Source organism: Sphingobacteriales bacterium, assembly GCA_016700115.1.
Taxonomy (GTDB): Bacteria; Bacteroidota; Bacteroidia; order Chitinophagales; family UBA2359; genus UBA2359.
Window position 1 is genome coordinate 4,981,420 of the sequence record CP064999.1, and the last position, 20,672, is coordinate 5,002,091.

Here is a 20,672-nt window from a genome sequence, read left to right on the forward strand (position 1 = left end):
ATGAACATTCAAGGAACGATACTAAAAAAGGGAGAACCTGGTTTTGAACAAGCGATTCTGGATAGGCTTTTTAATAAAATAGATCCTCAAAGAAGACCGGATGTTTTGGTTCTCCCAAAAACTGTTGAAGACATTATGGTCGTTCTTAAAGAAGCAAAATCCTGGGGGAAAAAGATAAGTATATGTTCAGGGGGGCACAGTTGGTCGGCCAATCATTTGAGAAATGAGAGTATTTTGATGGACATGTGCCATTTTAACCGTTTTGAGGTGAACAAAGAGCAGATGACTGCCAAAGCTGGCCCGGGTGTAGGAGGCAGTATTTTACTAACTGCCCTTTATCAGCAAAATCTGTTTTTCCCTGCCGGACATTGCAAAGGGGTTTGTCTGGGAGGGTATTTGCTACAAGGGGGGTTTGGATGGAATGGCCGTAAATTGGGGATGGCTTGTGAAAGCATTTCGGGAATGGATATTGTTACAGCAGATGGCGAGTTGGTTCATGCCAACGAAACAGAAAACGCCGATTTGTTCTGGGCAGCAAGAGGTTCAGGTTCCGGTTTTTTTGGAGTTGTGGTGAATTTTTATCTTAAAGTCTATCCGCTACCTAAATACAGAGGGATGATGATGCAGGTGTTTCACCTTAAACATTTAGAATCTGTATATAATTGGGCTTATGAAGTTGGTCCGGATATTCAGCCTGCTGTTGAATTTCAAATGCTGATGTGCCGGAAAACCCTTCAATCTTTTGGGCCTTCAGGGATTGAAGCTGCTGCCCCTGTTTTTGCTGATAGTAAAGATGAACTTCATGAGGCTTTGTCTTTTATGTATAATAGCCCTGTTAAGCACAAAGCTTTTTTTCGCAGCCCTTTTTTCAATCCGGGCATTCGGTTAATGTATAGTTTTGCCATGGGACATTACCCTGAAAACCATTGCTGGGGCGTAGATAATATGTGGACAAAGGCACACATTTCCGAATTAATGCCTCACCTAAAACAAATAGCTGAAACCCTTCCTCCTCCCCCTTCTCATGTGTTATGGTTGAACTGGTTTCCTCCTGAGCGGCAAACAGACATGGCTTTTTCGATGGAAGACAATATTTATATATCATTATACAGCGCATGGAGGCAAGCAAAAGATAATGCCAGGTACGGAAATTGGGCAACTAACTGTATGAAAAACATGGAATATTTATCGTCCGGCATCCAACTGGCAGATGAAAATCTGCACCATCGTACTGCAAAATTTGTAAGCAACGAACATTTGCTTAAATTGGACAAAGTAAGAAGCAGTCGGGATAAATTCGGATTATTTAATACCTGGCATAGCCGACCTGATTTTTAAAGTACGACTATACTGTTTCCATACTTTTTATCATTTTATCTTAATAATAACAACCCTATACAAACATGGCAATTACATTTCAAGAATACGTAAACATGCTGCCTGATGACAGAAAAACTGCGATATCTAAATTAAGACAAACTATTTTGGACAACCTGCCTCAAGAATTTTCAGAGAGTATTGGTGCCGGTGGGATCAGCTATTCAGTCCCACATTCCCTATACCCCGCAGGTTATCATTGCGACCCCAAACAACCACTGCCTTTTATCAGTATCGCTTCTCAAAAAAACTTTGTGGCGGTTTATCATTTTGGAATTTACTCAAATCCTGAGTTGTTGGAATGGTTTACCAAAGAGTATCCCAAACATTCCAAATTAAAATTAGATATGGGTAAGAGTTGTATCCGCTTTAAGAAAATGGAACACATACCCTATAACCTTATTGGAGAGCTATGTAAAAAAGTAACGGTAACAGAATGGATAAACACTTATGAAAAAGCGTTGAACAGGTAAATTTTTTAGAAATTCCCGAGTCTGAGTTTACCTCTAATACTTTTTTCTGTTACTCTTCTATTTTCTTAGTTCTCAACCTAAGAGAATTTCCAATTACAATCACATCTGAAAAAGCCATGGTAAATGCAGCGATCATGGGATTAAGTAAGCCTGCCGCCGCCAAAGGAATGGCAAGGACATTATAAAAAAATGCCCAGAAAAGATTTTGTTTGACTGTGAGCAAGGTGTGCTTACAAAGTGCTATAGCAGTGTTCAGCGATTTTAGGTTATTGTTTAACAAGACAACATCGGCTGAATCAATGGCTACCTGACTGGCATTACTTAGTGCTATTCCTACCGAAGCCTTTGCCAATGCCGGGGAATCATTTATTCCGTCTCCCACCATTACAATAATACCTTCTTTGGTGAGGTTTTCAATCATATCTAATTTTTCATTGGGCAATTTATTGGCATAATAGGTAGGAATACCCACCGCTTGGGCTACATCTTCGGTTTTTTGTCTGTTATCTCCGCTGATCATTAAGGTTTGAAATCCGTTTTTTATCAGCCCGTTTACAGCTTCTTTAGCTTCGGGTCGTAATTCATCTGCTAAATCTACCCATCCTATCAGCTGCCCGTTTTTTAAAACATAGATATTGTGTGTATTGTCATCAGTAAACTCATCAGCTATATTGAAAGAGCCGGCCATATAAACATTGCCTTGTTCATCTTTACCCATGATTCCCGTTCCTTTGATTTCTTTAACCTCTTTCATAAGCATGGGTTTGCTTTCTTTTTCAAGGGCTTCAGAGATAGCCTTTGCCAGGGGGTGGGTAGAGTGACGCTCTAAACCTAACAAAATGCTTATAAACTCTTGGATATCAATATTTGATTGGATATTTTTCACAATAAACGAACCGGTTGTTAAAGTGCCTGTTTTATCGAACACTACGGTTTTTGCCTTAGAGAGGGTTTCCAATACTATACCGCTTTTGATCAAAATGCCATTTTTAGCAGCTCTTCCCAAACCTACGGTAAGTGCAGTAGGTGTAGCCAATCCCATGGCGCAAGGACAGGAAATGACTAAAACAGCAATGCTGTTGAGAATGGCTTGTTTAAACCCAATTTGAAAATAGTAAAAAGCAAATAAAAATGTAGCGAGGGCAATCAGTAAAACAAGGGGGACAAAAATAGCGCTGATTTTATCGGCTAATTTGTGAATAGGTGGTTGATTGGCTTGTGCCCGCCTGACAAGTTCTATGATTTGAGCCAAGGCCGTTTCTTTCCCCACTTTTGTTGCTTTCATTTTAATACTACCGGTTTCCAAAACAGAGCCACCTATGAGCGATGAACCTTCCCCTTTCTCTGACAACATACTTTCGCCGGTCATCATAGCTTCATTGGCTCCTCCGCTGCCCCAAACCACCATACCATCGGTAGGAATGCGATCACCTGTGTTGACCAAAAATACTTGTCCAACTATAATGTTGTTTGAGTTGACCTCCTCAATCATTTCCTCTCCGGTTTGGGAGTCAATTTTAATCCGTTTGGCAAAAAGTGGTTGTAATTTACTTAACTCGCGGATGGCAGAACCGGTTTTTCTTACTGAGCGATGCTCGATCACATTACCAGTCAGAACTAAAGTGATGATGGTGGCGGCAGTTTCCCAAAACATAAATTGATGCCCTAAACCAAAAGTCAGCCCGATCAGGCTGTATATAAAGGCGGCTGTTGTGCCTACGATGATCAAAACATCCATATTGGGAACACCGGTACGCAAAGATTTGAAGGCACTTGATCCAAAATGATCCGCTCCTATGATAAACACCGGAATACAAAGTAAGAGCTGTACAACGGTGTTATGCAATATGGGTATAGGTAAAAACATGGACAAAAGCAACGGAACAGTTAATATTGAACAAATTAAGAGTTTCCATTCCAATTTTGTCCACCCTTTTTGTTCAGGTTCCTGCTCCTCTGTTTCAAAACCGGAACTAACTACGTGGTAACCCAATTTTTCGATACCGGACACGACTTCTTCATAAGTAATATTTTCATTCAGCTCAAAACTTGCTTCAGCATTAGAAAAACTGACAGAAACTTGCTGTAGTCCTTTTTTTTCCAAAAACTTTTGAATACCTAAAGCACAGTTATTGCAATCCATTCCTTCGATGCCAACCCGTTTAATTTCGGAAACCAGATTCATCTTAGTTTTATGTTTGAGAGACTTGTTAGATTTAAATCCATATTATCAAACAATCATGCTGTAAAATTGGTTTTTTGTAGCTACTTTTAACGCCGTTTTAAACTCAAGGCTTCATGAAGCCGGTTGTTAAACCGTTAAAAACAATACTAATCATAAGACTACCAATATCTTTAATTATGGAAAATCCAAAAAACAAAAATAATCAGATCAATATAGAACTGACAGACGAAATTGCCGAAGGTATTTATTCAAATCTGGCAATTATAACCCATTCCAATTCAGAGTTTATCATTGATTTTGTTCGCATGATGCCCGGAGTACCAAAGGCAAAGGTAAAATCTCGCATTGTACTGACCCCACAACATGCTAAAAGGCTGTTGAGAGCTTTGGGCGAAAATATTTTAAAATTTGAAGCGGTGAATGGAATAATTCAAGACAATCCTCAGTCTGAAGATTATCCACCCGTTAATTTTGGTGGCCCCCCAACACAGGCTTAATCAAAATATGAAGAAACAAAAACGACAATAAAATGAAAGAATTTAGTCAAACAAGCACTAAATTCTTAAAAAACTGGTATATAGCCCGACAAATAGAAATAGAAGCGTAAGAAATGACTTCAATATTTTTTAAAAATGCAGTTAAAAATTGAAGTAAGTGTTAAATTGCCGCAAAAATTTGAACAGCGCAGGTGTTTTTAAATGAACAAATTGCAAGGTTACAGAATGATGACCATGCCTTACCATCCATAGTGTTAAATACCGGATTTACTTCGGTCTTATACGATTTGCCTTCTGTTAATTTAACTGAATTGACGCAGGCAAGTTTGATGAATCGTATAGATACCAAATATTATTTTGATGTCGAGCAACTGACCAAATTGCTGAACGATATTAAGGGCGAATATTATGCACTTGATATGGATGGGTTGCGCTGTATTCCTTATGAGTCGCTTTATTTTGACACCCCCGGTTTTGACCTTTACCTTCAACATCATAACAGAAAACAAAACCGCTATAAAATGCGGTACAGAAGGTATGTCAATACCGACAGAAGTTTTTTTGAAATAAAACTGAAAACCAATAAAGGTAGAACCATCAAAACCAGAATCCCTGTTGAAGGCATATATTCAGACTTAGTAGAGCAAGCTAAGCAATTATTAGATCAAGCACAGCCTCCCGCACCTAAAAAACTAATTCCGGTTATTTGGATAGCCTACTCCCGAATCACCCTTGTATCACTTAACTTTTCGGAGCGAGTTACCATAGACATTGGTCTCCACTTTCATACGTCTGAAACAAATGTTCATTGGGACAGTTTATGTATATTAGAAGTAAAACAAGATAGTGCAAACAGACATTCTCCTATTTCTGAAGCATTAAAACAGTTGCATCTATTCCCACAATCGCTAAGTAAATATTGTGTGGGTGTGGCTGCCACCTTTCATCATGTTAAATACAACCAATTTAAAAAACAATTACTAAAAATCAAAAAAATTGAGCGCTTACATACCCATCCTCATATTACAGAACTTTGCACAAATTCTTAATTCTGCAAATATCAACTTGTTGCTGATGCAGTTTGGCATCAATTTGTTGGCGGTGTTAATTATTGCTTTGATTTATTACCGAAAACAGCGAAACACTGACTATGTGTTTACTTTTTTCATGTTTAATGTACTGATTTTCTTTATTTGCTATTTCATGGTCAATATTGAATTGGGGGTCGGTTTTGGATTCGGACTGTTCGCTCTTTTCTCAATTCTGCGCTACCGGACTGCAACAGTTTTAATTAAAGAAATGACGTATTTATTTGCTGTCATTGCACTTGCTGTAATTAATGCGCTGAGCATCCACGTTGAAAATTGGGCTTTAACTGCTATCGCTAACAGCAGCATTTTATTAGCAGCATTTATCCTCGACATTGTTTGGCTGCGACATCCCATGTTCATGCAGCACATTGTTTATGAAAAGTTAGAACTTATCAATCCGGAAAGAAGACAGGAATTGTTCGCCGATTTAAAAGAACGGTTGGGAATTGAAGTAACTCAGATTGGAATTGAATCTATCAACTTTCTGAATGACACCGCAATTATTTACGTATTTTACCGCAATAATGACAAATCTCTGGTGCAGTTAAGAAGGGAAGAGTAAATCAATGTGTCTGATTTCCTGAGTTTTAATCAATCAACCTTTTTACTTAGCATCATTCACTATTAAAAAAAATAGTTTCCATTACATTGCCTCTCATCTTTTAATTTAGTGTAGGGTATATCTTAGATTTAACTAATTATCAAATATTGGCAGGGCTGAGTTTGTTGGAGATTATCGGGTTGCTTTCGGGCATTGTTTATGTAATTTTAGCTGCGCGTGCCATAATTTGGTGTTGGCCGGTGGGGTTAGTTAATGTAGGGGCATTTCTGTTTATCAATTACGAGGCTAAATTGTATGCAGATACCGCTTTGCAGGTAGTCTATCTGTTTCTGACCCTATACGGGTGGTACAAATGGATGGAGAAGCCGGAAAACAAAGACAACACATTAATGATCACTGACACTAACAAACAGCAATGGATTTATATTGCTATCGTTTTTGTAGTAAGTACCGTCTTTTTATCGTTAATTACCGGACGATATACCGATACAGATGTGCCAGTTTGGGATGCTGTTGTAACAGCCCTAAGTCTGATAGCTACGTGGATGGTGGCGCATAAAAAAATTGAAAACTGGTTAGTGTGGATAGTTGCCGACATTCTATATATCGGACTTTACTATTACAAAGAGTATTACCTGCTGGTTATCCTGTTTTTCATTTATATCATTGTGGCCATTCAGGGTTATTTTTACTGGCTTAAACTAAAAAAAGTGAAGCCTGCATTTTAGTACAATCTATGCAAACCGATACCAAATTGATTCCACTTCGATTTGCGATTACAGGACCTGAAAGCAGCGGTAAATCCACGCTTGCTGAACAGTTAGCCAATCATTTTAACACGCATTGGGTTCCCGAATATGCCCGGACATATTTAACGTTTTTAAACCGGCCTTATGTAAAGGACGATATTTTGCTTATTGCCAAAAGACAACTCCAACTTGAAGAGGAAGTTGCCGCGCAAACCCCTGCTTTGCTGTTTTCAGATACAGAAATGATTGTAATTAAAATTTGGTATCAGCATTTTTATGGCTCATGTCCTGATTGGATTCTATCTGCCATTAATCAGAATCAATATAAACACTATTTTCTGACAGCTATTGACCTGCCTTGGATACCTGATGGTCAACGTGAACATCCTCATTTACGTCAATATTTTTTTGAGCTATTTAAAACAGAAGTTCAAAAAACAGGGGTAGGATTTACCATGATAGATGGCAATGAAAAAGCCCGGTTGCAAAAGGCAGTTGTAGTGGTTGAAAATATATTAAAGAAACAGAATCAATCATTAATTTGAGGTAAAAAAGGGCTAACCTAAAGGTCTGATATTCCGATAAACCGAAAACGAATTAAACCCCTAAAATATCAAGTGTAAAAATTTGCCCAGAGGTATAAAATCTTCTTATCCTTCCGAAATAACTGGATAACAATTTACTATCTGTATTGATGTGAAAAACGACATTAAACATGACTGTTATATTATTTATCTAAGTCGCAGGGTATGAATCGTTTAAAGGTGATAGAGATGGTGGATATAATTTGCCCTACAAAAACTAAATCCTAACTTTGGAGCATTTGAACGAAAAGAATAGATCCCATGTCTGTTAATTTACCGACCGTATTAATCTATACATTAAAAAAAGTTAAGAAATCTATGAAATATCCCGTTTTTAAGTTGTTGCTTTCTACTCTGGTTGTTGTCTTGCAAATTCAATGTTCTTCTAAATCTCCCACGGGAACCGCGGTGTTAAAGAGTCCAGTTTCGGGAAAAGATATTATCCGAATGTTGTCAAAAGGGGAACATGTTTTACTGCAAAATGCAACTATCACCGGAGACATAGATTTTACAACCCTTAGCTCATCATACCGGACATCTGTTACGATTGAACAAGCAGAAGTCAATGGCTCATTGACCCTTGTCAATTGTACGGTAAAAGGCAAAGTAACAGGATACCTGTATTCAAAGGAGGTTATCAAAACGGTGGTTTTCCATAAAAACTTTAGTTGTCCGGGTACAAGATTTGAAGGTGAAGTGATGCTGAAAGAGGCTCAGTTTCAGGGAATGACCGATTTTACAGGAGCTATTTTTGACAAACCCGTCAGTTTTGAAGGAGCAGTTTGGAAAAGTCGTGCCATGTTTAACAAAACTGTTTTTTATGACGAAGCAAGATTTCAACTATCAATATTTGAAAATCAGGCAACATTTATGGATGCCGGCTTCGAAGGTATCTGTAGTTTTCAAAACGCTGTGTTTTTTACCGATGCTAATTTCAGCAATACACAGTATTTGCGATATGCTGATTTCGGCAACCTCAATATACACGGAAACCTGATGTTTAACTATGCCAAATTTTCAAACCAGGCTATTTTCAGCAACTCACATCTTCATGGCCGTTCCGACTGGAACAATACCGTGTTTGAAAATCAGGCCGATTTTGAACAATCTACCTTCTATGGTACTGTGCGTTGGGTGAAATCAGAATATAAAGGGGTGTTAAACCTCGAAAATGCGCTGTTTATTTCCGGTAAACCTGATATTCAAGGGCTAATAATGCCGGATAAAGAAAAACTGAAATTAAAAGGAGCAAAATTAGCCGGCGGTGTTTTGTTGCAAAAAACAGATTTCCCACATTAAAACCATTTGCTTAGTATTTGCCTCTTCTATATTAAATTGATACTGCCTTTAGTGCCAAATAATTACCTAAATATATAACGTTTAAAGTGCCACCAAATAGGCAAGACTTTGGAGAAATGGTCTTGTATCAGGATTTCGGCAATTATTTATATCTTGCAGACCAAAAAGAAACAGCTATTTACTGTATGTCTGCATCGAGCGAACTTTAGTTAAATTGTTGTTGCTTTACTCCTTAAATAAAATTTAACTACTTATAACAGGTGTCAAAACATACGTAAAACGCCATCTAAACATATATTCATGAATTTTCAACAATTGCTAAAACCTGCTTTACCTCATCTTATCAGTATTATCATTTTGTTAGTGGTCGTCATCGCAAATTTCAATCCTTTGTTTGATGGTAAAATCATCCAACAATCAGATGTTATTCAATGGAAAGGAATGTCGAAAGAGATACGTGAGTACCGTGAAAAAACCGGAAAGGAAGCCCTTTGGACAAATGCCATGTTTAGTGGTATGCCGGCCTATCAGATTTCAATGTGGACTTTGGATAATCTGACCAATAGATTGAGAGGAGCAATGCAAAAAGTACTGCCAGAACCTGCTAATCTGATGTTTATCGCCACGCTCAGTGCGTATTTGTTGTTTTGTGTATTGGGGGTGGGTAGTTGGCTTGCTGTAATTGGAGCACTTGCTTTTGGATTTAGCACCTATAATATTCTAATCATAGATGGGGGGCATATCACAAAGTTTTCGGCAATGGCCTATATGCCTGCTATTGTTGCGGGAGTTCTGATGGCTTACAGAGGAAAATATCTGACCGGAGCTGCCATTGCAGGTTTAGCAATGGCATTTAATGTGGGTTCTAACCATTATCAAGTTACTTATTACCTGTTTATGTTACTTGCAATTCACTTTGGCCTTGAACTGTATCAGGCTATCCGGCAAAAAACCCTCTCAAACTTTGCCAAAGCATCCGGCATATTAGGTATTGTATTTGTTTTGGCTTTTGCTTCAGATGCCACCCGTATCTGGACAACTTACGAATATTCTAAAGAAACTATGAGAGGCGGTTCCCCATTGGAAGAAGGCAGCACAGGGTTGAATAAAGATTATGCACTGGAATGGAGCTATGGCAAATTGGAAACTATGACTTTGTTAGTTCCCAAATTCTTTGGGGGTGCTTCGAGTCAGGTAATTTCCAAGGATTCTGAAACCATGCAGATTTTTAAACAAAGAGGCATCAGATCGGAAGAAGCACCTACCTATTGGGGAGATCAGCCTTTTACCGGCGGACCTGTTTATTTAGGGGCCATAGTCTGCTTTTTATTTTTATTGGGTGCTTTTTTGGTAAAAGGATCGCTAAGAACCTGGCTGATAGCCGGAACCATTTTCTCAATTTTATTGAGCTGGGGCAGGAACTTCACCCCTTTGACCGACTTGTTTTTTCATTACTTTCCGATGTATAATAAATTCCGGGTGGTGAGTATGATGTTAATAGTGGCACAATTAACAGTGCCAATGTTAGGGATACTTGGATTACATAAAATACTCTCTAAAGAATCGGGTAAAGAAGAAGTTTTGAGAGCACTAAAAATAAGTGTCAGTGTATTAGGCGGTATTCTTTTGTTCTTTACACTGTTTGGCAGCGCTTTATTCGATTTTATCGGTCCAAGAGACGACAGTTATCCCGAAGCCTTGCAATCTGCGCTTCAAAACGACCGAATTTCAATGATGCGCATGGATTGTATCAGGTCTTTATTTTTAATTTTGATTTCGGCAGCATTAATATGGGTGTTTTTAAAAGAAAAAATTAATGCTATTCCGGTCTATTGCATCATTGGAATTTTAGTTTTGGGCGATTTATGGATGATTAACCGAGACTATCTAAAAGAAAATGATTATATCCGCGAAAGAGAATTAGAACAATTTTTGGCACCTTCTGAAGCCGACAAAGTTATTTTAGCCGATAAAGACCCCAATTTCAGAGTGTTTAATGCCACACAATCTCCCTCTTTAGACGGACTTACTTCCTATTATCATAAATCGGTCGGTGGATATCATGGAGCAAAACTTAGCCGCTATGAGGATTTGATTAACCATCAAATAGCCAACAACAATGTAAATGTGTTGAACATGCTAAACACCCGTTATCTGATTGGTGAAGACAATAAAACCAAAAAACCTTTTGCCCAAATGAACCCCGCTGCCCTTGGTAACTCATGGTTTGTTGATGAAGTCGTAGAAGTATCGGGAGCACAAGCTGAAATGGACTCACTTACTAATTTCAACCCCCGCAAAACTGCAATAGTTGATAAAACTCTTTTTGGAAATTACTTCGAAAATGTAACTATCGAAAAAAACATTTTGGATACCATTAAACTCATCGAATACCAACCCAACTACCTCAAATACAGCAGCAAAACAAGTGTGCCAACCTCTTTAGCTGTTTTTTCTGAGATTTATTATAATGATGGAAAAGGGTGGAAAGCATATATTGACGGCAATGAAACGCCTCATGCAAGAGTGAACTATGTGCTAAGAGCACTTAAAATACCTCAGGGAGAACATATCGTAGAGTTTAAGTTCGAACCCCATTCTTATTTTTCCGGAAACAAAATCAGTTTGGCTGCTTCTTCCATATTGCTTTTATTTGTTGCGGCTGCCTTAATCTTGCCATGGCTACCCCATAAAAGGGCAAAAGAAACAACTGATGAAAATAAAGAAGAAATGACTGCCTGAAAAAAGGATTGATCATAGCTTACCGGTCAGAATTCGGATGGCTGAGGCTAAGAGGTAATAATAACAATTGTGTATGGATGCCCAAAAAGTTATTACCTATTCCTGCAGCAGATTCAGGCATTTATTCAGGCTGTCTCTCCAATAAGGGATATGCAATCCCAGTTCAGTGCAGATTTTTGATGTATCTAAAACACTGTAAGCAGGTCTTTGAGCTAAAGAAGGATATTGATGGCTTAAAATGGGCTTCACTTCGCAGGGCATTCCAGAAAGACTCATGGTTTCAACTGCGAGATCAAACCAGGAAGCTATCCCTGTATTTGAAAAATGGTATAAGTTGCCGGTTTCCGGCAGATCTCTTTGGTTTATAATGTGCAAAATTACCTCTGCCAGATCGGGTGCATAAGTAGGCGAGCCTATTTGGTCATAAACCACCTGAATACTACTGCGTTCTTTTCCTAAGCGCAACATGGTTTTTACAAAATTATGCCCAAATGGAGAATAAAGCCAGGAAGTGCGGATAATGATTGTTTTGGCATGGTAGAGCAAGGTTAATTGCTCTCCCATATTTTTACTTTGGCCATAAACTCCCAAAGGATTGGTTGTATCAAGCTCATCATAAGGCAGGTTTTGTTTTCCATCAAACACAAAATCCGTTGAAATCTGAATGAGCAAAGCATTGGTTAAGGCACAAGCCTTTGCTAAGTTGCCGGCTCCGGACGCATTGATTTCAAATGCTTTTTCACTTTCTTGTTCAGCCTTATCCACCTGAGTATATGCCGCACAATTAATCACTATATCCGGACAATATGTTTCGAATACATCGCTCACTTCCTGAATATTGCAGATATTAAGTTTATTGATATCCAAAAAAATAAATCGGAGGGACAATTCAGGTTTACCCAAAACCAATGTTTGTAAAGAATGTCCTAATTGCCCGTTTGAACCGGTTACTAAAACGGTATTTTGATAACTCATGATGCCTGAACTAAAGATTCAAAAATTTGCCATAAAGGTTCATTAGGTACCGGAGCGGTAATAGTTAATTCTGTTTTCAAAGTTGGATGTATCAAAGTAATACTTCTTGCATGAAGATGAATGGAGCTGTCGTTGTTAGGTCGGTCAAAACCATATTTCAAATCGCCTTTTATAGAGCAGCCTATGGCAGCCAATTGAACTCTTATCTGATGATGTCGTCCGGTTACTGGCTTTACTTCCAATAAAGCATAGGATTGACTCTGACCAACGAGCCGATAATACATTTCTGCTTTTTTAGCATTGTGTTTTTCAGAGTTAAAAGCCCTGGATTTATTAGTACCCTGATCTTTAATAAGGTAATGCAACAAATTGCCTTCTGCAGGAACAGGTAAGTTTTTTACGACTGCCCAATAAGTTTTACGGATAGCTCTGATTTTAAATTGCTCGTTCAGTCTTGTCAATGCCTTACCGGTTTTAGCAAACAATACAACTCCGGATACAGGACGGTCAATACGGTGAATAACTCCGGTAAATACATTTCCGGGTTTGCCGTATCTTTCCTTTAAATAGGATTTTACCATATCTGCCAGACAAACGTCGCCGGTCTCATCTCCTTGTACTAAAACCCCGGCAGGTTTGTTGATGGCAATCAAATGGTTGTCTTCAAATAAAATTTCAATATTCACAATTATTAACCACTAAAACTTTTTGAATAGACTTGTTGTAACCTAATTTGCAGATTTCGCCTATTATCAAATTCATTGGCACAATGTACGGTAAAAAGTCTATCTTTATACGAAATTTTGACATTTTGTTTGATCATGTTTAATTGTACAATCATGAAAAAGATTCTACTTCTTTTAACCCTTACCTATTTTGGTTCTTCGCTTTACGCGCAAAATTTAAGACGATGCAGTACCATGGAATCTCATGCTGCTTTGTTGGAAAATCATCCTGAAATGGAACAGGAAATCTTGAAAATTGAAGACTTTACCCAAAAATGTATTGAAAAAGATGCCTTACCCAAGCAAGGCCAAGTTGTTATCACCATCCCAGTTGTGGTACATGTTGTTCATACTATTTCCAATCCGGTTTCAAATATCAGCGAAGCACAAATTCAAAGTCAGATTGACGTTTTGAATGAAGATTTCAGACGATTAAATGCCGATGCTTCTCTGACTCCTGCTGAATTTTTACCGGTAGCTGCCGATACAGAAATTGAATTTTGTTTGGCGCAAAGAGATCCCAACAATCTGCCTTCTACCGGCATTGTACGAACACCAACCGTAAAAACATCATTTTCGACAAGTGCCAATGATGTTAAAAGCCCTGCTACAGGTGGTGCTTCCGGTTGGAATAGTTCTAAATATCTGAATATTTGGGTATGTAATAATATTGATGGGGGAGAAACATTAGGATATGCTCAGTTTCCGGGTGGATCAGCAACAACAGACGGAGTAGTGATTGCTTACCAGTTTTTTGGCCGAGTTGGCGCGGTTGTATCCCCATTCAACAAAGGGAGGACTGCTACCCATGAAGTTGGCCATTGGTTAAATCTATTTCATATCTGGGGAGATGATTTTGGAAGCTGTTCTCAGGACGATGCAGTGTCTGACACTCCTCGTTCAGCCGATGCATGGTATGGGTGCCCTCCAGTCAATTCAAATTCCTGTGTTGACTCGCCGGTAAACTTTAACGATATGTTCCAAAATTATATGGATTACACCGATGATGCTTGCATGAATATCTATACATTAGGTCAAAAACAAAGAATGCAGGCTTTATTTATGCCCGGAGGAGCCAGATTTTCAATTACATCTTCTGAGGGTTGTTTGCCTGTGGAACAGGGTTTGAATGATGCTGTACTCACATCTTTGGTTTCACCAACAGGTACCGGTAATTGTACGACAGTATCTCCTGTTATTAACGTACAGAATTACGGCACTGCTGATTTGTTTTATTTTATTGTTGAATACGGTTTTCCAACAGGACCTGTTCATACTTATGAATGGACAGGTTTGATACCTACCATTCAATCTGCCGAAATTACCCTACCCGCAATTACAACCATAACTACCGGAATTATTCAAACCATAAACATAAATATCACTCAGCCAAATGGCCAGACAGATTATAGTCCGGACGATAATTCAGGGGTCTATTCATTTGCAGTAATTTCTTCCGGTGCGCAAACCCCTGCAAGCGAAGATTTTGAAGCCGGCACCAACTTCAATTCATGGTCAAACAACAATCCTGACGGGTTGATGGGTTTTGCCTTAAACAATTCAGTGGGTTCATCAAGTTCAGCTTCGGTTTATATGAACAATTTCATTTACAACGCACCCGGAGCAAACGATGAGATCAGTACCCCATATTTTGATTTAAGTGACATTAGTGATCCCTATTTATATTTTGATGTGGCTTATGCTCTTAAAACTGCCGGTGATGCTTCTGATGTTTTACAGGTTTTAATCTCAACAGATTGCGGCGAAACTTTTACAAATATCTATACCAAGGCAGGTGATAACCTGGTTACTGCTCCGCCTGTTTCAAGTTCTTTTGTTCCAAATCAAGGACAATGGCGTACTGAGTACATTGAACTTCTGCCCTATCAAGCTTTTCGCAACGTAATTATAAGATTCAAACAGATCCGCGGTGCCGGCAACAATCTTTACATAGATAATTTCTTAATCAGAGATGGAGTAGTCGGCATTGAAGAGATGGCGGTAAAAAATGAATCTCAACTGCTGATTTACCCCAACCCGGCTTCTTCTGAAGCATTATTGGTTTTCCAGGCAGAACATGCTGGATCAGCGGTCATTTCGATGACTGATTTAAGCGGTAAAACACTGCTTGTTCAAGAAACCAACCTTATTACAGGGTTCAATCAATTGTCTCTTAATGTTCAAGATTTCGCCGAAGGAATTTACTTGATTCATCTTGTTCAGGAAAATCAGCTAACTGCTACTCAAAAACTGGCAATAATGCGTTAAGTCTGACTTTTTCGATATACAAAAAACCGCTTCCTGTTCCGGGAAGCGGTTTTTTACTTTTTAACCTGTGTTAAATCGTTTGTTGATTTCCAAATATTAGTTGCTGTTGGAACAAACTTCCATATCCCCTTAAAAAATCTTTGACCGGCAAACGCTTTTTCCCGGCCGGTTGAAGATCGGATATTTCGATAAAAAAGTCTGAAGTAGCAACCCTTAAAAAGTTTTTTTGGTCGGTTTGAACACTACCGGCAGGATGAGATGAAGAGTTGATATTGGTTAACCGGGTATTGAAAATTTTATAAGTCTGATTATTTAGAAGAGTAAAAGCAGTTGGATAAGGGCTTAACCCCCTTACAAGATTATGGATATTAAGTGAAGATTGTTCCCAGTTAATCATGCATGTTTCGGTAAAAATTTTTGGGGCAAGCGGAAACTTGCCTTCAGGCTGTCTGATTTTGGGATAAATACCTGATTCAATACCTTGAACGGTTTTGAGCAATAATTGAGCACCAGCCATTTTGAGCTTGTCGTGCAATTCTCCGGCAGTTTCTTCATTTTCTATTTTTACTTTATCCTGAAAAATGATATTCCCGGCATCAATTTCTTGCTCAATAAAAAAAGTTGTAACACCGGTTTCTTTTTCCCCATTTATAATAGCCCAATTGATAGGTGCAGCTCCTTTATAATTTGGTAAAAGAGAGGCATGAACATTGATACAACCCAAAGGCGGCAGAGTAAAAACGGCTGCCGGCAACATTCTGAATGCAACTACTACTTGTAAATCCGCTTTCAAAGCAGACAACTCTGAAAGGAAATTTTCATTACGAAGCTTTTCTGGTTGTAGCAATTTCAAATCATTCTCCAAGGCAAACTTCTTTACAGCAGATTGAGAAAGATGCTGACCTCTGCCAGCAGGTTTGTCAGGAGCTGTTACAACCCCTACAATTTCATAGCCTGAACTGAATAAAATATCTAAAGAGGGCACGGCAAATTCCGGTGTGCCCATAAAAACTATTTTCATTTTAAATATTATTAAAGCGATAAGGTGCAAATCTAAATAAAAAAAGCGCAACACTCAGTATTGCGCTTTTATAGGATAAAATCTTGGCAGCTAATTTATAGAAATCAAATACCCGATTAAAACTCACATTAATCCTTATCAAAAATCAATGAAATCGAGTTGATACAGTATCTTAATCCGGTAGGTTCAGGTCCGTCGTCAAAAACATGGCCCAAATGCCCTCCACATTTTTTGCACATCACCTCAGTTCGAATCATTCCATGGCTATAATCTTCTGCTAAAAGAATATTGTCCTTAGCTAAGGGAGTAAAAAAACTTGGCCAGCCACAACCTGAATTGTACTTTGAATCAGAATGAAACAAAACATTCCCGCAAGCACCGCATTTGTAAGTACCGCTTTGTTTATTGTCATTATACTCACCGGTAAAAGGGCGTTCTGTTCCTTTATTCCGTAAAACACGATATTGTTCATCGGTCAGTATTTTGCGCCATTCTTCATCTGGTTTAACAACTTCAAAGTCCATATTTAAAACTGCGTTGATATGGGTGGTTGATCATTTTTTTTTAACAACAAAACAATCTATTGTCACTTAATGAATTTAATAACGAGTCGTCTAAAAATTTACTAATGATTTTAATCCAATTTAAAAACCCTTTGTTTTAAAATATGTCCATTAGCTAATTCAATAGCCACAAAATAAGTTCCGGGCATTTGATTGCCAATATTGAGCACAACTTGGTTTTCACCTTCAATCAGGCTTAGCTCTGAAAGATTAGCCCTTCTCCCTGTTAAATCCGAAATTAAAACCCTGACAATCTGGGCTTTTTCCAACGTAATAACGGCATTGACGTTTTCATCGGTAGCTATGTTGTATGGGATATTTAGTTTATTTCCAGAAGCCGGATTTTCAACAATCACTTCGAAACAATAGTCATCCTCACATTCATTGTTGGTCGAAATAACTAAACATACAGTATAAGTACCTGCTGTTTCATAAGCATGGCTTACCTCTGCGCCTGCAGTGCTGCTTGTTCCGTCTCCAAAATCCCATTGCCAGCCGGTAATATCGCCGTTAGCTTCAGAAGGATTGCCATTAAACCATGCGTTCAAACCTTCAGTTTCAAAGTTAAAATGAGCAGCACAAGCAGGAACTGAAGTTTCTGTTACTACAGTAATTTCTTTACAATAGTCATCAGTACAGCCGTTGCTTGCTGTAATAATCAAACAAACCACATAAGTACCTTCTTCAGAATAGGTATGGTTGACTTGAGCTCCGCTTGAACTTCCGGTACCATCACCAAAAGACCACTGCCAATTTGTAATCGTACTATTTGCAGTAGATGGATTTCCGTTAAAGAATACAGTCAGCTCATCGTTTTCAGAATTGAAATAAGCTTCACAAGCTGGGGCAGTTCCACCAGAAACTGTGATTATATGGCAATAATCATCTACACAGCCATTAGAAGTTGTAATGGTCAGGCAAACATTATAAGTACCGGATTCTGTATAGGTATGGTTCACCTGAGCACCATCGTCAGAACCACTCTCATCTCCAAAACTCCACAACCAACCCACAATTGTGCCGTTGCCGGCAGAGGGACTTCCGTTAAACCAAGCTGTCAGACCTTCGGTTTCAAAATTAAAATAAGCCTCACAAACAGGAGTAACAGGGCCGGTAACGGTAATTGTTTGACAGTAATCATCCACACAACCGTTGCCGGTCGTTATAGTCAGACAAACAGTATAAGTTCCTGCTTCTGAATAAGAGTGATTGACTTGTGCAGAACCCGATGTATTGGTACCATCTCCAAAACTCCATTGCCATCCTGTAATATCGCCATTTGCTTCCGAAGGATTGCCGTTAAACCAAGCAGTCAAACCTTCGGTTTCAAAGTTAAAATGAGCTTCACATACCGGTGTAGGTGGACCGGAAATAGTAACAGTCTGACAAATATCATCCACACATCCATTGCCTGTCGTTATAGTCAGACAAACAGTATAAGTCCCTGCTTCAGAATATGTATGATTAACTTGTGCCCCATTATCTGAACTTGTACCATCTCCAAAATTCCATACATAACTGATTATGTCGCTATTGGCTTCTGAGGTGTTGCCGTTAAACCAAGCAGTCAATCCTTCGGTTTCAAAATTAAAATGTGCAGCACATAATGGCGTTGTACCTCCCATAACTGTAACTGTCTGACAAATATCGTCCACACATCCGTTGCCTGTCGTAATTGTCAGACAAACGGTGTAAGTCCCTGCTTCAGAATATGTATGATTAACTTGTACACCATCATCTGATCCTGTACCATCTCCAAAATTCCATACATAACTGATTATGTCGCTATTGGCTTCTGAGGTGTTGCCGTTAAACCAAGCAGTCAATCCTTCGGTTTCAAAATTAAAATGTGCCGCACATAATGGCGTTGTACCTCCCATAACTGTAACTGTCTGACAAATATCGTCCACACATCCGTTGCCTGTCGTAATTGTCAGACAAACGGTGTAAGTTCCTGCTTCAGAATATGTATGATTAACTTGTACACCATCATCAGATCCTGTACCGTCTCCAAAATTCCATACATAACTGATTATGTCGCTATTGGCTTCTGAGGTGTTGCCGTTAAACCAAGCAGTCAATCCTTCGGTTTCAAAATTAAAATGTGCCGCACATAATGGGGTTGTTCCTCCCATGACTGTAACTGTCTGACAAACATCATCAACACATCCGTTGCCTGTCGTAATTGTCAGACAAACGGTGTAAGTCCCTGCTTCAGAATATGTATGATTAACTTGTACACCGTCATCAGATCCTGTACCATCTCCAAAATTCCATACATAACTGATTATGTCGCTATTGGCTTCTGAGGTGTTGCCATTAAACCATGCAGTCAATCCTTCGGTTTCAAAATTAAAATGTGCTGAACAAAGCGGAGCTGAAGTTCCGGAAACAGTTACTGGGTGGCAATATTCATCAATACAACCATTTGCAGTGGTAATTGTAAGGCAGACATTATAAGTACCGGCTTCGGTGAAAGTATGGCTATTTTGAGAACCGTCTTCAATACTGGATGAATCACCAAAGTTCCATTGCCAACCAACTATATCACTATTTCCGCTTGACGGATTACCATTAAAAAATCCAACTAAACCGGTTGTTTCATAATTAAAAAAAGCTTCACAAACCGGTGTAACACCACCTCCTGAAACTGTAATTGGCGTACAAATATCATCTACACATCCATTTCCGGTATATATTGTCAGACAAACAATATAGATACCTGCTTCGGCATAAACATGATTTACCATTGCTCCATTGTCAGAATTTGTGCCATCGCCAAAGTTCCAGATCCATCCGGTAATGTCTGCATTAGCTTCTGACGGGTTCCCATTAAACCATGCAGTCAATCCTTCGGTTTCAAAATTAAAATGTGCGGCACACTCAGGTGAAGAACCGCCAGACACTGTTATGGTATGACAATATTCATCAGAACAACCGCTTTCAGTTGTGATTGTCAAACAAACTGTATAAGTTCCTGCAGAGGAATAGGTATGATTAACCTGAGCACCACTATCAGACCCGGTACCATCTCCAAACCCCCAAACCCAACTAACAATTCCTCCTCCAGGAACAGAAGGATTGCCATTAAACCAGCTAGTAAGCCCCTCAGTTTCTGAATTAAAATGCGCTTCACAAGAACTTCCTCCGGCAGTAAGTTCCACAGTTTTACAGGTTTGACTATTACAAAGTTCATTTTCAATTATGAGACAAATATAATAGACTCCCGGTTCTTCGTAAGTATGATTAGGAGAAGAAATGATGGATTCAGATTCATCTCCAAACAGCCAGAGAACATTGGTAAATTCTCCGGTTGACTGATTAGTAAACTGGACGTTTAAGCCTGTTTCTCCGGTGGTAAAACCAAAATTGGCAGCAAAATTTATACAAGGGTCGAATTGTGCAGCCAATTTAAAGTTGTTGTAAAAAGAAAACAAGAAAATAATTAGGGTAAGGTGTAGTTTCATATTGGTAATTTTAGAAGGTAGGCAAATTTGTTTAAATAATTACAATTTGACTTGAAGGCTAAATCGGATAACTTCAAATAAATAGATGAAATTC

16 protein-coding genes are annotated in these 20,672 nt (G+C 38.7%); 10 read left to right on the forward strand and 6 right to left on the reverse strand.

The genetic code is table 11. The features are described from left to right. A complete protein-coding gene (locus IPM47_17805) occupies positions 1 to 1,338 on the forward strand; it encodes an FAD-binding oxidoreductase (protein ID QQS28680.1) in 1,338 nt (445 codons plus the stop codon). A 65-nt stretch (positions 1,339 to 1,403) separates the two neighbouring features. Further along, positions 1,404 to 1,850: a DUF1801 domain-containing protein gene (locus tag IPM47_17810; protein QQS28681.1), complete on the forward strand. Its 447-nt coding sequence runs from the start codon at positions 1,404 to 1,406 to the stop codon at positions 1,848 to 1,850. 49 nt (positions 1,851 to 1,899) lie between these two features. Here the strand turns inward: IPM47_17810 and cadA are convergent, their stop codons facing one another. Beyond that, on the reverse strand, positions 1,900 to 4,035 hold the full coding sequence (gene cadA / locus IPM47_17815) for a cadmium-translocating P-type ATPase (protein QQS28682.1): 2,136 nt from the start codon (positions 4,033 to 4,035) through the stop codon (positions 1,900 to 1,902). 176 nt (positions 4,036 to 4,211) lie between these two features. On the opposite strand from cadA, the gene IPM47_17820 reads away from it, so the two are divergent. From IPM47_17820 to IPM47_17850, 7 genes are all read left to right on the forward strand, one after another. Further along, entirely contained in the window at positions 4,212 to 4,532 is a 321-nt protein-coding gene (locus tag IPM47_17820) for a DUF3467 domain-containing protein (protein ID QQS28683.1), read from the forward strand. Between the two features lie 191 nt (positions 4,533 to 4,723). Continuing rightward, positions 4,724 to 5,581, forward strand: a complete 858-nt coding sequence (locus IPM47_17825; protein ID QQS28684.1) for a polyphosphate polymerase domain-containing protein — start codon at positions 4,724 to 4,726, stop codon at positions 5,579 to 5,581. Continuing rightward, positions 5,529 to 6,185, forward strand: a complete 657-nt coding sequence (locus IPM47_17830; protein QQS28685.1) for a DUF4956 domain-containing protein — start codon at positions 5,529 to 5,531, stop codon at positions 6,183 to 6,185. The genes IPM47_17825 and IPM47_17830 overlap by 53 nt, the downstream gene beginning before the upstream one ends. A gap of 146 nt (positions 6,186 to 6,331) precedes the next feature. After that, a complete protein-coding gene (locus tag IPM47_17835) occupies positions 6,332 to 6,913 on the forward strand; it encodes a nicotinamide mononucleotide transporter (GenBank protein QQS28686.1) in 582 nt (193 codons plus the stop codon). Between the two features lie 8 nt (positions 6,914 to 6,921). Beyond that, complete coding sequence (locus tag IPM47_17840) at positions 6,922 to 7,479, forward strand: ATP-binding protein (GenBank protein ID QQS28687.1); 558 nt, start codon at positions 6,922 to 6,924, stop codon at positions 7,477 to 7,479. Positions 7,480 to 7,836: 357 nt separating this feature from the next. Beyond that, complete coding sequence (locus tag IPM47_17845) at positions 7,837 to 8,817, forward strand: pentapeptide repeat-containing protein (GenBank protein ID QQS28688.1); 981 nt, start codon at positions 7,837 to 7,839, stop codon at positions 8,815 to 8,817. A 300-nt stretch (positions 8,818 to 9,117) separates the two neighbouring features. Continuing rightward, a complete protein-coding gene (locus IPM47_17850; protein QQS28689.1) occupies positions 9,118 to 11,559 on the forward strand; it encodes a hypothetical protein in 2,442 nt (813 codons plus the stop codon). Between the two features lie 96 nt (positions 11,560 to 11,655). Here IPM47_17850 and rfbD read toward each other — a convergent pair whose 3' ends face one another. Both rfbD and IPM47_17860 read right to left on the reverse strand, forming a co-directional pair. Beyond that, positions 11,656 to 12,534, reverse strand: a complete 879-nt coding sequence (gene rfbD / locus IPM47_17855; protein QQS28690.1) for a dTDP-4-dehydrorhamnose reductase — start codon at positions 12,532 to 12,534, stop codon at positions 11,656 to 11,658. Beyond that, entirely contained in the window at positions 12,531 to 13,214 is a 684-nt protein-coding gene (locus tag IPM47_17860) for an RluA family pseudouridine synthase (protein QQS31518.1), read from the reverse strand. The genes rfbD and IPM47_17860 overlap by 4 nt, the downstream gene beginning before the upstream one ends. A 159-nt stretch (positions 13,215 to 13,373) precedes the next feature. On the opposite strand from IPM47_17860, the gene IPM47_17865 reads away from it, so the two are divergent. Then, on the forward strand, positions 13,374 to 15,527 hold the full coding sequence (locus IPM47_17865; GenBank protein QQS28691.1) for a T9SS type A sorting domain-containing protein: 2,154 nt from the start codon (positions 13,374 to 13,376) through the stop codon (positions 15,525 to 15,527). Between the two features lie 70 nt (positions 15,528 to 15,597). Here IPM47_17865 and IPM47_17870 read toward each other — a convergent pair whose 3' ends face one another. The 3 genes from IPM47_17870 to IPM47_17880 form a co-directional block, all read right to left on the reverse strand. Further along, a complete protein-coding gene (locus tag IPM47_17870) occupies positions 15,598 to 16,548 on the reverse strand; it encodes a methionyl-tRNA formyltransferase (protein QQS28692.1) in 951 nt (316 codons plus the stop codon). Between the two features lie 128 nt (positions 16,549 to 16,676). After that, entirely contained in the window at positions 16,677 to 17,072 is a 396-nt protein-coding gene (gene msrB / locus IPM47_17875; protein ID QQS28693.1) for a peptide-methionine (R)-S-oxide reductase MsrB, read from the reverse strand. A 110-nt stretch (positions 17,073 to 17,182) separates the two neighbouring features. Then, entirely contained in the window at positions 17,183 to 20,578 is a 3,396-nt protein-coding gene (locus IPM47_17880) for a PKD domain-containing protein (protein QQS28694.1), read from the reverse strand. Positions 20,579 to 20,672: the final 94 nt, after the last annotated feature.

Excerpts from the sequence above, each read along its gene's own strand:
- IPM47_17840 (QQS28687.1), top strand. The coding sequence starts at position 6,922 with ATGCAAACCGATACCAAATTGATTCCACTTCGATTTGCGATTACAGGA.
- IPM47_17850 (QQS28689.1), top strand. The coding sequence starts at position 9,118 with ATGAATTTTCAACAATTGCTAAAACCTGCTTTACCTCATCTTATCAGT.
- IPM47_17865 (QQS28691.1), top strand. The coding sequence starts at position 13,374 with ATGAAAAAGATTCTACTTCTTTTAACCCTTACCTATTTTGGTTCTTCG.
- IPM47_17810 (QQS28681.1), top strand. The coding sequence starts at position 1,404 with ATGGCAATTACATTTCAAGAATACGTAAACATGCTGCCTGATGACAGA.
- IPM47_17805 (QQS28680.1), top strand. The coding sequence starts at position 1 with ATGAACATTCAAGGAACGATACTAAAAAAGGGAGAACCTGGTTTTGAA.
- IPM47_17845 (QQS28688.1), top strand. The coding sequence starts at position 7,837 with ATGAAATATCCCGTTTTTAAGTTGTTGCTTTCTACTCTGGTTGTTGTC.
- IPM47_17820 (QQS28683.1), top strand. The coding sequence starts at position 4,212 with ATGGAAAATCCAAAAAACAAAAATAATCAGATCAATATAGAACTGACA.
- rfbD (QQS28690.1), bottom strand. The coding sequence starts at position 12,534 with ATGAGTTATCAAAATACCGTTTTAGTAACCGGTTCAAACGGGCAATTA.
- cadA (QQS28682.1), bottom strand. The coding sequence starts at position 4,035 with ATGAATCTGGTTTCCGAAATTAAACGGGTTGGCATCGAAGGAATGGAT.
- IPM47_17880 (QQS28694.1), bottom strand. The coding sequence starts at position 20,578 with ATGAAACTACACCTTACCCTAATTATTTTCTTGTTTTCTTTTTACAAC.
- IPM47_17870 (QQS28692.1), bottom strand. The coding sequence starts at position 16,548 with ATGAAAATAGTTTTTATGGGCACACCGGAATTTGCCGTGCCCTCTTTA.
- msrB (QQS28693.1), bottom strand. The coding sequence starts at position 17,072 with ATGGACTTTGAAGTTGTTAAACCAGATGAAGAATGGCGCAAAATACTG.